Origin of the sequence: Pseudomonas algeriensis (assembly GCF_048847255.1) — a bacterium.
GTDB lineage: Bacteria > Pseudomonadota > Gammaproteobacteria > Pseudomonadales > Pseudomonadaceae > Aquipseudomonas.
Map to the genome: position 1 here is coordinate 17,512 of NZ_JBKKRK010000012.1, position 14,611 is coordinate 32,122.

The window sequence follows — 14,611 nt, forward strand, 5'->3', positions numbered from 1 at the left end:
ACCCACCTACTTAATTAAATACTTAACAGATTCAAAGAGCTCCGGACGTCCAATATCTTTATAGGCCTGCTGCAACCCCGTTTTTATTTGATCAGGGGTATAGATTGCTTTTTTGCCATCCTTCATCGGCGGCAGATATTGACTGATCGCCTTATGCATGGCATCCGGATTAATCGCTCCAGTGTGAGCATATTGAGTAATCAAAGTAGCCGGATGATCAAGCATGTCGTTACGGGTGTATCCCAACATTTCTCCCAAATATTGCGGTAGAGTGTGATGCGCTTGAAAGCCTTTATTCAACCCCTTTAACTCCCTGTAGGTCGGGTTGAGCATTTCAGGCAGGGTTTTCCCTGCGTCTTTTGCGTCCGAAGCGTAAGTCGCCAAGCTTTCAAGTAGATCACTGGCTTCCTGCGCCTTGCCCTCCTTCAGCAGGGCTTTGCTCTCACGCATCCCATAAGCAAAAATATCACCAGCGCCAGGGACCACACCTATCGAGGCAAAAATATAGTCCCATGCATCCTCAGCTTCTGCAAAAGCCTTTACATCTCCAACCCCCGGAGCCAGGTCAGTTCCTATAGAAAACAGGCTCTTGCTGATACCGGTCGAAATTTGCCGAACGACCGCATCATCAAGTACCTTGATGCTGCGAAGCTCTCCCAGAACGGTGAAATTCACTAGGTCAGGATCTTTCAAATCCTGCTCCAACTGCGCTAGCGCCTCCGGAGTGTCCAAATGCCTCAAGAGGTCAAATCGAGCTATCTGGGCTTCCGTTCGCGCGGCGGTGCAGGCTGGGCTCCTGGCAGCTCCATCACACGCCGCCCAAACGGCTTTATCACGATTCACGTCCAGTAGATTAAGCTCGTCCCTGCGGGCACAGGCCTGCATATCGCCATTGTTACAACGCTTAACGGCCTCCAAACGCTCAGTATTTTCAGTGTGATTAAGGAAATTGTTCTGCGTCGCGTTGGCGGCGATGCCTGCTGCGATGCGCGGGTCGCTGCCTGAAACCACCGCTGTGAGCACACCAAGCAATTGCGACATGGCCAGTAGGTTGGCTTCAGCCTGCTCGGCGCCCGGCTTGTTCGGATCATATCCCTCGGGTAGCGCCAGCTTCGCCAGATACCCGATAAGCGCTTCGTTGGCGCCTCCCGCCAAAGCCCCTGTTTTGAAATCACCGCCCATGGCCATCGATTTCAAGCCACCAACCAAGGCGTGGGCAGCGATTTTGGAGGGGCTGCCTTCGACCATGTGGTCGCCGACCGAATTAGCGGCAACAGCTCCGGCAATATCAATGACGGCACCGAGGAGGTTATTGACTAAGTTATCGCCCAGACTGCCGCCTTGTAGGGCGGTTTGAACCGCCGTCTCCGCGCTCGTCTTCAAGACGATTTGGCCGGCGCTGTTCCAATCGAAGCCTAGTTTAGTAGGGTCGTAGCCGAGGCTGTTCCCGATACCGCCCATCATCCCTGAAACCACATATCCCTTGAGACTTTCGCTGCTGGTGATGTCTTTTAGAACTGCGCCCAAATCACCTTGGTTGCTAATGGCGCTGTTCACTGCGCTGGTTTCCACCGCGATCAAAACCGCATTGGCAAAGCCTGCCGAGAAGGTTCCAGCGCCGGCCCCTACCAGGCCCGCACCAGCACCGCCCGTGACCACCGCCAGCACAATTGCCAAGACCATTTGGGCGGCGACGCCAAGACCCGAGTTCGAATACTGGAAACTCTGGTGGATTTCTTCCACACGACGCCAATCGACATCGCCTCGCTTTTCAGCCTCCTTCAACCACGCCAATTCGGGGTCGGCCTGTACCATCGCATCGATGGTTTGGCTGACGGTCTTCTGATCAATGTGCTTGATGTCGATTTTCAAGCCGTCGACGGCTTTGATGACCAGATCGCCCTTCGCCACTAGCTCACTTTGACGCAGCGTTTCGTCAGTGTGGCCTTTGCCCTTCATGGAATTCCAGGCCATGCTCGAATTGGTTTTTGTGTGGCTTTCCTGATCGAGATCCTTGACGCCTTCAAAGGTAATGGCGCCTCCGCTTTGCAGAGTCAGATCACCACCACTGTTCAACTTGGCAACTTGATATTTCTGATCCCCCCCGCTCATCAGTTTCAAGCCACCGCCGGTGGTTATCTCACTACCGACGTGAGTGACTTTGGTAACCTCTTCCCGCTTAAACTGCTTGCCCCAACGGCCTTTCTTTTTCCTGTCATACAGCGAGTAATCGCTGTCTTGCGCAGCCAGCAGTTCAAGTTTTTCGCCAGCTACCAGATACGCCTCGTCCCCCGCGGTGATCTGCGTGGAGACCACCGCCATGTTCTTGCCGGCGCTGAGGAAAATATCTCCCCCTGCCTTTATGCTGCTACCGACCTGTTTGACGTGGTCCTCTTGGGTCGTAACTTTCTTGGATTTGGAATAAGAGTGGCTTTCGTTGGCAGCGGAGCTCAGGAATACGTTCTCCACAGCCGTCATGCCGATGTCGCGCTTGGCTTCAATCTGGCTGCCCACTTCCGCGAGGTTTCGTCCGGCACGAACGACCAAGTCCCTGCCAACATCAAGCGTGGAGCCATACTGAGTGACGCTCGAAGTCTGTCTGCCAAGCGTCCCGCTGTTACGCTGTTCGGCGGTGACAATTTTGGCATCGCCGACAACATTGATAGTGGTGTCTCGCCCGCTCTGAAGGACTCCGCCATTGCTGGTGAAGTTGCCCCCAGCCTTGATGGTCAAATCGTTCGCGGCTTCGATACGTGCAGCACTGTCGACGTATTCGCGATGCAGGCGCTTATTGTCACCGCTGGCCGTGATGGAACGCTCAATGAGCACATCACCGGTGGAAGTGGTCAGGTTCACATCACGTCCTGCAAGGATACCGCCGGCCTTGTTGACGATATTCTTATCCGCCAACAGATCCAGCCGCCCAGCCGCTTCGACCAGCCCACTGTTAACGATGTCGTTCGTTGCCTTGGCACTGAGGTTATTGGTCGCTCGCAAAGTCCCCGCATTCTTCAGGTCCTGTCCGGCAATCAATTGGACATCAGCCCCCTGAATCAACGCCCCGTTCGGTGCCAGGCGGTTGTTGGCCTGGGCCATGTACAACACCGGCACCAAGACTTTCTCACCGTTCACCACATGCTCTTCAAGCCAGACAATGTCGTGCGTCAGCGCCGCGACTTGTTCCGAGGTCAGGCTTACGCCCACGGCCAGGTCCAGCTCTTGCTTGCTGGCGATGGCGTTGTTCATCAGGTACTTGAACATGTCCTCATTGGAGGTCTGGCCGTCAATGAAGCGCTGGCCGGTTCGGGCGACGACGGCCTCTTGAATCAACCGTTGTTCGTATAAACCATCGCCCAGGCGCTTGGCGCTTTGATCCGGGTCGTAGCCAAGGTTTTCCAACAGGTAATCCGAACTCATGAACTGCTTGAGGTCGGTGAGCACTGGGTTGGTTTCGATCAGGTATTTCTGTGGGTTGGATTTGAACGAGGTGTCTGGCAATCCCTGCACCCTTGCGACCGTTTGACCGGCCACCGACGCGCTCCCCGAAGAACCATCGCCAGCCTGCACTGGGGTGGCGGCAAGGGGATCGTTTTGGGCGGGCAATGGTAGTGGGCTTGCACCGTTGCTGAACAGATCACCCAAGCCTTGTTGACGCTGGCCGGTACTGATCGAGGCGCCGCCCAGTGTCCAACTCTGCGGCCCGGCGTTGGCCTGGGTCGCCTGTTGCGTGGCTCCACTTTGTCCACTTAAGCGAAATAGACCGTTTTGCCCCGTAGGCAGGCTGAAGCCGGGCAGGGTCAACGGATTGAGTTGCTGCTGTGCAAGATTGGGCGGTAGTTGCCCGTGAATCTCTACGATTGCCGGTGTCATTTGGCCGCGGAGTTGCGTCGAGCCTACTTTTGAAGCTCCGCTGCTTAACGTGACGCCTTCTCGAACCACGCTGTTGGTCAGGTTCTGGCTAGCATTGATGCGAACTGCACCGCCGGCTTGTACGACTGCGTTGGCGTAATCCGACGGGCCGTCGTAGGTGATGGTGTTTTCGAAGAATGCGGCATTTTTGACAAAAGCAGGGGCCTCGGTCCGCACGCCACTGTTGTAACGGGGTGGCGTGAACCCATAATTTCCGCCTTGGTATTCAACCCATATCCCACCAAAGTTGAGGTAAGTCATTGCCTCACCGCCACCGCGACGCCCCCCTATTCGCAAGAGAGATTCAACGCCTTGGCTATTCCATACGTGCAAGTTCGGACTGACAAAAGTTCCGTCCCGATAGCCCGCTGCTCCCGAATCATAGGAGGGATCATTGGCAGCGTTGTAATCCATGATCTGTCTCCAGAGAGGGAGGTATTTCATTTCATCATCCGGCGCTGCAAGTGAACGTCTTACACTGTAAGTACCAGCCCCCGCCCCTTGGTTCGTGAAGTTTTGCAAATTCAGAGTCAGGTCGTTTCCTGCACTAATGGTGGAGGCGTTGTTCAGCAATTCCCCACCATTACCGATAAAGTTTCGCCCCGCAGTCAGATTGGCTGATGCAGAATCCTTAACGATCTGGGATTGGTAGTTTTCCTCCCAAACCAGATATCCCGCAAAGTGAGGTTGAAATACTGCAAACGACGAACACGAATAACACTGAACCCCAATCGCCCCCGACACCAACCCACCGGTAGCCTCGAACACATCCTTACGGTTCTCAATATGGTCGGCAGCCAGAGTCAAGTCTCCGCCGCTTTCAATCGAGGCCGAAATATTGGCAATCGAAGCGCTCCAGCCATTGTTGTCATCACGACCAATGCTGACATTGCCCAGTCCATAAACATCGGCAAAACGGTTGGTGAAGTCATTGACGCGCAGCGCCATGTCGCCACCGCTGAAGATCAGGCCGTTCTGATTCAGCAGGCTGGACGCGGCCAGGCGAAGGTCGCCACTGCTGCCTAAGGTCCCGAAGTTGTTGATTGAGCCCGCGTTGACCGTCATCCCGGAAGCCGAAGTCATCCGGCCGGAATTGTTGAGCTGGCCGCTGATGTTGATGGTCGAGGTGCCGCCACTGGCAACGCTGCCAGCAGTGCCGAGGCTCATCGAAGCGGCGGTCAATCCCAGATTGCCCAGGCTGCTGTATTGACCGTTACCGCTGTAAGTGCCGCCCAATAGAAGGTTGGCCGTGCCGTCGCTGGCGATCAGCCCGTCGTTGCTCCAGTTGCCACCGTTGCCCACAAGGTTGGTGGACGCCAGTAACTGTCCGCTACCGGTCTGGGTCAGGTTGTTGACGTTGACGGTCAGCCGTCCCGCCTGGATTACGCTGCTGTTGGTCCAGCTGTCCGCCGCAAGGGTCAAGGCTCCGCGTGTGACAAGGCTGCCGCCCGCATCGGTAAGGTTCGCGGTGGAAATATCGAATGTGCCACTGCCAGTGTGCAATAAGCGGCCATCCAGGTTTTTGAATCCACTGGAGTTAAGAGTTAGCTCGCTGTTTGCCGTTTCGATTCTGCCGCTGCGATTGTCGAAGAGGCCACCAATCTGGAAATCGGTTTTTCCGCTATTACCCAGCGCACGCAGTCTGCCGCCCTGGTTATCCACACTCGCCGCGCGCACCGCCAACGTGCTGTCGCTTTCCAGGATGCCGTCAGTGTTGGTCAGAACGCCGCTTAGCCCAAGCTCGATGCGGTTGCCGGCGATCTGGCCGGCGCTGTTGTCCAGGTTGGCGCCGCTGACGTTGACCAGCCCGGTGGCGTAAATGCCGCCGCTGCGGTTGTTCAAATCGGCGGTCTTGAGGATGACATCCCCAGCCTGGGCCGCGATCCGCCCGCCGTTGTTGTTCAGCCCGGCCAAGGCGCGTATATCCAGGCGCTGCGCCTGGATCACGCCGCCCTTGTTGTTCACGTCGAAGCCGTTGCGCAATACACCCACGGTGCGCGCATCAAGGGCGCCCTTAACGGCAGCCAGGGTGCCGCCGCGGTTATCGATGTTGGCGGCGGTCAAGCTAACGTCGCCGGTCTGGGCGATGAGCTTGCCGCCCTGGTTATCGAGCTCACCACTCAGTGCGAGATCCAGGCCGGTCTGGCTCTGCATCTGACCTTGGCTATTGGCGAGGCTCGCAACATCGAGTTCGATACCCGCCGCCTGGCTGTAGATCAGGCCGTTGCTATGGTTCTGCACGGCGCTGGTGGCGGTGATCGCCAGGGCATTTTTTGCCGCGATGGTCCCGGTGTTGCTGTTATCCAGAGAGCCGGTGGTCAGGGTCATTTGATCCTGGCTGGCGATCTGACCGCCCTGGTTGTTGATCGCCGTCGCGCCTTTTATGGTCAGCGGGCCGGCGCTGGCAAGTATGGCGCCGCTGTTGTCGAGTACGCCATTGAGGTTCAGGTTGACCTCGGCGTTACCCACCAGCGTGCCCTGGCGGTTGTTTACGTCATTGGCGTCGAGGATCAGCGTTTGCTGCGCGTTGACCGCGCCACCAACGTTCGCCACGGAGGTGGCCTTGATGGTCAGGCCCGCGCCGCTGTCGATCAGGCCACCCTGGCCGTTATCGAGCGTGCCGCTGAGGATGAGACTTTGCGCGCCGCTGCTGCTGAGAATGCCTTTGGTGTTATCCACCGAAGCGGCTGTCACACCGAGGCTGCCTTGACTGACCAGCGCACCGCCGTTGCCGTTGAGCAGGTTGCCCAGCAGGTTGAGGTTCACGTTGCCGTTGCGGCTGGACAGCGTGCCGTTGTTGCGGTTGTCCAGGCTCGTGCCGTTGAACAGCAGCCCCTGCCAGCCGGAAATCAAACCGTTCTGGTTGATCAACGCCTGGCCGTCTAGGCCCAGGTTCTGGCTGCTGATCAACTTGCCGCCGCTGTTGTCCAGCGTGCGGCCTTTGAGGTCAAAGCTCTGGCTGCTGGAGATTTCGCCGCCCTGGTTGTTCAAGTCGCGCAAGGCGTTGAAGGTCAGCGGACCTTTGGCGGTGATCAGGCCGTTGCGATTGTTCAGGTCGCCGTTGCCCAGGTTTAGGGTGACGGCTTTTTCGCCAAGCAGGCGGCCGCCGTCTTGCGTCAGCGATGTCAGGGTCAGGTTGATGTCGCCCTTGGCCGACACTTCGCCACCGTCGCTGGAATCCAGGGAATCGGCGTCGAAGGTGAGGTCGCCTTGGGCGTTGATCAGGCCGTTGGTGCTGTTGTTCAGGGCCATGGCGTTGAGGACCAACGCGCCGCCGGCCAACACGCTGCCGCCCTGGTTGTTCAGGTTGCCGCTGTTGAGGGTGAGCAGTTGCGCGGCGCTGATCAGGCCTTGGGCCTGGTTATCGAGTTGTTGATCGACGGTCAGGACGAGGTTGCCGCGGCTGGTGATTGTGCCGCCGTTGTTGACCAGGCTTTGCGTCTGGGTATCGACGGTGGCCGCGCCGATCATGCCTTTGACGTTGTTTAGCGCCTGGGCGATGCGCAGGGTCAGGCCTTGGCTACTCAGCAGTTTGCCGTTGTCGTTGGTGAGGTTTTGTGCTGCCAGGGTGAAGGCTTCGGCGCTGGAGATCTCGCCACCCAGGTTGTTCACGCCGTTGAGGTTTTTCAGCAACAGCGTGCCCGGGGCGTTGATCAAACCGCCCTGGTTGTTGAGCTGGCCGTTGTTCATGTCCAGGCTTAACGTGGTATTGCTGAACAGCGTGCCGCCCTGCTGGTCCAGACCGGTAACCGACGCCGTCAGCGCGCCTTGGCTGCCGATGCTTGCGCCGCCCTGGTTGGTGACTTGGCCCGCGACGAGGTTCAACGTGCTGGCGCTGTTGAGGCGGCCATTCTGGCTGTTATCGAAAGCACCGGTGGTGACGTCCACCGCGCCTTTGGCGCTGATGCGGCCCTGCTGGCGATTGTCCAGCGCGGCGCTGGTGAGCAGCAGAGCGCCGTCGGTGACCAGTTCGCCGCCCTGGTTGTCGAGCCCCCCCAGACTATGCACGGTCAGGTCCTTGGCGCTGGACAGGCTGCCACCGGTGTTGGTCAGGTTGGCGGCGGTGACATCCAGCGAACCTTCGCTGCTGAGCTGGCCTTGGTTGTTGAGCAGGTCGCGGCTCAGGTTGATGCGCTGGTTCTGCTGGCTGATCAGGTAGCCGCCACTGCTGTCGAGGGAGCCGCCGTCCAGATCAAGTCCAGCCTTGGCACTGAGCAGGCCTTTGGTGCGGTTGAGCAGTTTATCGACCGTCAGCTTCAGCGTTTGCCCGGCGAACACCTGGCCGCCATCGCTGTTGTCGAGGTTCTGGCTAACCAGCGTGACGTCTGCGCTGCTCGACAGCTCGCCGCCACGGTTGTCGAGGTCGTCGACATCGAGATCCAGCGCGTTGGTCGAGCCGATCAAGCCGGCCTGGCGATTGTCGAGGCTGGTCGCAGTGAGCTTCAGGGCATCGGTGCTGATAAGCGTACCTTGACGGTTATCCACAGTGTTGACGGTGGCATTGAGCCCGGTCTTGCCGACGATTTCCCCGACACGGTTGTCCAGGCGATCACCAACCAATAGCAGCGCGCCGTCGGCGATCAGCGAGCCACGCTGGTTGTCGAGCAAGGCGTCGACCGTCAGGTCGAGTCGGTCACGGCTGCTGATCAAGCCATCGCTGTTGTCCAGGCTGTTGCTGCGACTGTCCACCGATGCCGCCGAGATGGCGCCGCGGGCGTTGTTCAGCACTTGGGCGATTCTGAGCATCAGGCCTTGGTTGCTCAGCAATTTACCGCCGCTGTTATCCAGGTTCTGTGCCGCCAGGGTGAACGCTTGCTGGCTGGAAATTTCCCCGCCCTGGTTGTTTACGTCCTTGAGATTGCTCAACAACAACGCACCCGAGGCGTTGATCAGGCCGCCCTGGTTGTTCAACTCGCCCTGGTTCATGTCCAGGCTGAGGCTGGCGTTGCTGAACAGTTCGCCGTCCTGTTGATCCAGGCCGGTAACGCTGGCATCCAGCGCTTTGGCGCTGGCGATGCGGCCAGCTGCGTTGTTCACCTGGCCGGCCTTCAGTCGCAGCGTATCGCTGCTGATGACGCTGCCTTGAGCGTTGAGCAGTTGCCCAGCCAGATTCAGGTTCAGCCCTTGTTGGGCAGAAACCGAGCCCTGGCGGTTATCCAGCGACCCAGCATTCAATTGAGCGTTGGTGCTCGCCGTGAGGCGTCCGCCCTGGTTGTTTATCTGGCCGCTGGCGGTGATGTTCAACGATTGCCCCGCCGCCACCAAACCCGCGACGTTATCCAGCGAGGCCACGCGCAACGTGATGTTGCTCAAGCTGCCAAGCTCGCCAGCGTTGTTGAACAACTGTCCGACATCAGCCGTCAGATTGCCGTTGCTGTTGACGATGCCTTGGGTGTTGAGGAGTTTGTCGGCGGTGACGTTCAGCGCGCCGCTGCTCAGCACACGACCCTTGTTCTGGTTATCCAGCGTCCCGGCCTTTACCGTGGCGGTTTGTCCGGCGCTGAGGGTGCCGCCCTGGTTGTTCAGCGTTTGCGCAATGTTGGTTGTGAGGTTACGGCTGGCAACGATGCTCTTGCCGCTGTTATTCAGACTTTGCGCAGTAACGCTCACATCCCCCGAAGCATTGCGCGTGTTATCCGCATTCACCCCCGCTTCAATAATCCCGTTGTTGCTCAACTGCCCACCGGCACTGAGGCTGATGCCATCGCGCGCCGCCAACGTCTGCCGGTTGGTTAAATCCCCCTGAGCCTGCGCATTCAACGTCGTCCCGGCATAAACCGGTCCCTGCACATCAACGCTCGCAGCCTTGACGTTGACCGCCCCGCTGGCCGAAGTATCGACCATGCTCAAATGCCCATTGGCATCGAGCTGGATATCCCCGCCACTGGCAATCAACTTGCCGTCCAGCTTCACCCCAACCCCGGCCTCGGTGCCGACCAACTTGATGGCCCCGGCATACATCCCGCCGAGGGCCGAGGAGTCGATCGCCAGTTCCGGCTTGGCGCTGCCATCGTCGGCACGGGCCGTGGCATTCAAGGTATCGGCGTTGACGTCGTTGCGACCGGCCACGATCGTCAGGTTCTTGGCCTGGATTTCGGCATTGATCTTGGCGCTGCGAGTGATGATTTCGAAATGATCGACGTTGTTCGCGTTGAGCCCCGCGCCTTCGATGGAGACGCTGCCCTGGTCCACTTGGTAGCGATCCAACCGACCATTTTCCACCACCGGTTTGCCGGTGCTCAGGGTCACTTTCGGGCTGTTGATGAAGCCGCAGCCGTTGCAGGTGATGCCATACGGGTTGGCAACGATGACGTGGGCCGACTGCCCTGCCACTTCGGTGTAGCCGCGCAACTGGCTGGGGTTGCCGCCGTTGACTTCGTTGAGGATGGTCGTGGCGGCCGTGCCGTTGAGATTCGGGTTGCCGAGGATGATCCCGCCCAGTTGCGTGGACTGGGTCCGGGATGTGGCGTTGTTGAGAATGATGCCGTTGCTGCCGACGTTGTAGTCGGTGAATGTGTTGTGGGACAGGCCGCTGCCGTTGGGCTTGGCGATGTTGACGATGGGCACGCCGTTGCCCGCCTTGCCGAGACTGGTGCCCGGCGCGCTGACCACGATGCCGTCGGCCTGGGCCCACAGCGGTTGCCAGAACATGACGTTGGCCAACAGGAACGCCAGGCCGCGCTTGGGCATGCCGAGGAACCGCTCGCGGTTTTTCAGGGCAGCAGAAGGTTGGCGGGCCAGGAAGGCGAGTTGGCGGTCGTCCATGATCGGGTCTCGTTGCAGCGAATCAGATGGATAGGTCGATGCGGAAGTAGATCGGTGCTTCGCGCTCGGTCAGGGCATCCGGGCGTTCCAGGGAATGGGCGAAGGTCACGCTGGCGCTCAGGTGTTGACCGCGGGCAAACAACTCCAGGGAATTGCTCGACATGCGTCCATGCTCGCTACCGTTGTAGCGATCGCCCCGGATCACGCCCTGGTCGTAACCCAGGCTGGTGCCGTATTCGGCGAACACCGGACGCAGCCATTCCACGGTCACCGGGCGGCTCCAGCGCAGGTCGTTGCGCCAGTAGCCACCGCTGTCCCCCGCCAAGGATTGATCCTTGTAGCCACGAATCGATGATTCCCCGCCCAGGCTCATGCGCTGCGGGCTGAACAACACGTCTTCGCTGCGCTGGCCGGTCATCAAGCTGCTGAAGCTGAAGGACTCTCCCCCTATCTGGAACGGTTGCAGATAGCTGAGTGTGGCGGTGTATTTGCGGTAACGGGAGTTGGCCTGACCCGGCCTCGGGTCGTCGTCACCTTGGGCATCGAAGGCGCCGATGCCTTGCTGCATGCCCAAATCCAGGTTGACGAAAGCGTTGCCGACCCGACGACCGTGGTTGATGCCGAACTGGCCTTCGCTGAGGCGATTGCTGCTGACATCGAGTTTGCTGTCCTCGATGTAACTGTTGGTACGCAGGTAGGCCAGGCCAGTGTTGAGAGAGGTTTTGCTCACCGCGTCGCGGTGGATCACCCGCTCGACGCGCAACTGATGGTTCTGGCTGTCGCCGGTCTGCTTGAAGTTGAAGCCATTGGCCGGGATCTGCGAGCGGTACTCGCTCTGGCTGTAGATGTAGCTGAAATTCCACCAACCCCAGGGCAGGTTGTAAAAGAGCATGGCGTTGTTGGAGGTGTGCTGGTGGTCGGTCATCGCATCGTGACCGCCGCGCAACATCAATTGATCGGCTAATCCCAGCGGACTGTCCCACTCGAAACGAGTGCCCCACTGTTGTTCGCCGGTGCTGCGCTGGCCGTCGTTGCTGCGAGAGAGGCCGGCGCGCCAAGGCTTTTGTGGATCGTTGGTGACGCGTACTTCACTGCCGCCAACGTTCTGGCCAGGGGTCAGCTCCATTTTGGCCTGGTTCGAAGGGAGGCGATTGAGCTGATCCACCAGTTGTTCAATTTCCCGCAGGTTGACCAACTCGCCGATCTTGCCGGGAAACGCCATCGCCAGTTCACGCTCGGACAACCGGCTGTTCTCGGCGCCCTTCAGGCCTTCCAGTCGCCCCTCCACGACCAACACGCTCAGGTGCCCGCCGGACAAATCCTGCTGTGGCAGATAGGCACGGCTGGTGACCAGGCCTTTCTCGATGTAGTAGTCGGTGATGACTTTGAGCAGTTCGTTGAGCTGCGGCACGCCCAGGCATTGGCCGATGTAGGGCTTGAGCAAACGCTCCTGATCGCTGGCGGACAAACTGTCGGCGCCTTTGAGCTCAATGGTCTTGATGGGAAAGCAACGGCTATCGGCAGGCGCTGTCGGCTGGGTAGGCTTCGCCTCCTTGCCCGGCAGGTCCTTGAGTTCTTCCAGACGCCGGCGCTGCTCTTCGAGCAAGCGATTCTGGCGTTCGCGGATCAGGTCGGTGTCGCCGGGAGTTGGGGCGGCATGAGCAAGGGAAAGCGGAGAAAGGCACAGCAAAGCCACGCACAACCTCGCCCAAGGGGCGGGTGAGAACATGTTCGATCCTTCGACAAAAGCGATATCAAAATAGTGGCGCGATATTAATGAGCCATCATTTTGGCGTCAACCAACCGTGCGTGCTTTGAGTTGATTGAGGCGTCCGTTCATCTGTAATCAAGCTGGTGCCGAAAAAGCGAGTTCCGCCACGCCCTAGAACGCCGCCATGGCGATCAAATGAACTTTCCAACGCAGCCCAGCCTCAACCGAATATCCGCCCATCAAAGGAATACGAGGCCCGAGCCATGAAAACCTTCCTCAAACTCACCCTCGCCGCCACCCTCGCCTGCGCCCTGCCCGCCTGGGCTACGTGCACGCCTGAAGAAGCCACCCTCAAGCGCGAGCAACTGGCGGATAAAGTGGCCAAGCTCACCGAGCAGGACCCGTCCAAGGCCAAGGAAATGAATGACGAACTGCAGGCCATGGATTTGGGAACGTCCAGCAAGGATCTGCCGGACAAGTGCCAGTTGATCGACAAGCGCTTGAAGGAGTTGGAAGAGGCGCAGAAGAAGGCGGAATGATCGCTGGGTCAGGCATGACCAGCTTTTGTGGCGAGGGGATTTATCCCCGCTGGGCTGCGAAGCGGCCCTCCCGATTAATCTGACATACCGAGTTACCAGATTTAGGGCCGCTTCGCGCCCCAGCGGGGATAAATCCCCTCGCCACGGGTGTCGTGTCAGATTCGTCTGTGCATAAAAAAACCGGACCCAAGGTCCGGTTTTTTCATGAAGCGCTAACGCCAACTCACTCAGCCGCCGGCGCCTCTGGCTTGCGGCGCTTGAGCGGGGCCATGCCGTCCTTGCTGACCAGTGACGGGGCGTCGGTCTTCGGGCGGTTGGCGGTCTTGCGTTTGGTCGGGGCCTTGGCGCCGGCCTTTTTCTTGTCGCCCTTGGCGTCGACCTTTTTCTTCTTCACGCCAACGGCCTTGCCCGATGCCTTGACCTTCTTCGGTCCGCTGTAGGTGCCTTTGACTTCCTTGATGGTGCGACGCTCGAAGCTCTGCTTGAGGTAGCGCTCGATACTCGACATCAGGTTCCAGTCGCCGTGGCAAATCAGCGAGATCGCCAAGCCATCGTTGCCAGCACGACCGGTACGGCCGATGCGGTGAACGTATTCATCACCACTGCGGGGCATGTCGAAGTTGATGACCATGTCCAGGCCTTCCACGTCCAGGCCACGGGCGGCGACGTCGGTGGCGACGAGGATTTTCACGCCGCCCTGCTTCAGACGGTCGATGGCCAGCTTGCGGTCCTTCTGGTCCTTCTCGCCGTGCAGCACGAACGCCTTGTATTCCTGGGCAACGAGGCGCCCGTAGATGCGGTCGGCCATGGCCCGGGTGTTGGTGAAGATGATGGCCTTTTCGTAGGTCTCGTTGGCCAGCAGCCAGTTCACGATCTGTTCTTTGTGCTGGTTGTGGTCAGCGGTGATGATTTGCTGGCGGGTGGTGGAGTTCAGCTGGCTGACCGCGTTGAGCTGCAGGTGCTCGGGGTTGTTCAGCACCTTGGCGATCATCTCGCGCAGGCCCGAACCGCCGGTGGTGGCGGAGAACAGCATGGTCTGCTGGCGGTTCACGCACTCGTCTACCAGGCGTTGCACGTCTTCGGCAAAACCCATGTCGAGCATGCGGTCGGCTTCGTCGAGCACCAGCACTTCGACTTCCTTGAGGTCGAGGTTGCCGGCGTTCAGCTGCTCGATCATCCGCCCAGGGGTGCCGATCAGGATGTCCGGAACCTTGCGCAGCATGGCGGCCTGGACCTTGAAATCTTCGCCGCCGGTGATCAGGCCGGACTTGATGAAGGTGAACTGCGAGAAGCGCTCCACTTCCTTCAAGGTCTGCTGGGCCAGTTCACGGGTTGGCAGCAGGATCAGCGTCTTGATGCTGACACGGACCTTGGCCGGGCCGATCAGGCGATTGAGGATCGGCAGCACGAACGCGGCCGTTTTGCCGCTGCCGGTCTGCGCCGTCACCCGCAGGTCACGCCCTTGGAGCGCGAGCGGAATAGCCGCTGCCTGCACCGGCGTTGGCTCGACAAATTTAAGCTCGGCCACGGCTTTGAGCAGGCGTTCGTGCAGGGCGAATTGGGAAAACACGGGTGCTACCTCGAAGAAATGCAAAAAAACAGCTGCATAGGGTAACGGTTTCGAGCGCGAAGGCCGAGTTTCTTTATGCAAACGGCCGCAAATCAGTGTGTTGTCATGATTGGATTC

4 protein-coding genes are annotated in these 14,611 nt (G+C 59.2%); 1 reads left to right on the forward strand and 3 read right to left on the reverse strand.

All coding sequences use genetic code 11. From position 1 onward, the window contains the following. Window positions 1–6: 6 nt before the first annotated feature. Together ACLK1G_RS17985 and ACLK1G_RS17990 are read right to left on the reverse strand one after the other, a co-directional pair. Window positions 7–10,674, reverse strand: a complete 10,668-nt coding sequence (locus ACLK1G_RS17985; RefSeq protein WP_420766653.1) for a two-partner secretion domain-containing protein — start codon at window positions 10,672–10,674, stop codon at window positions 7–9. A gap of 22 nt (window positions 10,675–10,696) precedes the next feature. Beyond that, the gene (locus ACLK1G_RS17990) at window positions 10,697–12,403 is read right to left on the reverse strand and encodes a ShlB/FhaC/HecB family hemolysin secretion/activation protein (protein ID WP_420766654.1); all 1,707 of its coding nucleotides are present in this window, start codon (window positions 12,401–12,403) and stop codon (window positions 10,697–10,699) included. A gap of 245 nt (window positions 12,404–12,648) precedes the next feature. Between ACLK1G_RS17990 and ACLK1G_RS17995 the strand changes: the two genes are divergently transcribed. After that, window positions 12,649–12,924 (forward strand): hypothetical protein, encoded by a 276-nt coding sequence (locus ACLK1G_RS17995; RefSeq protein WP_420766655.1) that lies wholly within the window; start codon window positions 12,649–12,651, stop codon window positions 12,922–12,924. Window positions 12,925–13,147: 223 nt separating this feature from the next. On the opposite strand, the gene ACLK1G_RS18000 is transcribed toward ACLK1G_RS17995, so the two are convergent. Then, entirely contained in the window at window positions 13,148–14,494 is a 1,347-nt protein-coding gene (locus tag ACLK1G_RS18000) for a DEAD/DEAH box helicase (protein WP_420766656.1), read from the reverse strand. Between the last annotated feature and the right edge of the window lie 117 nt (window positions 14,495–14,611).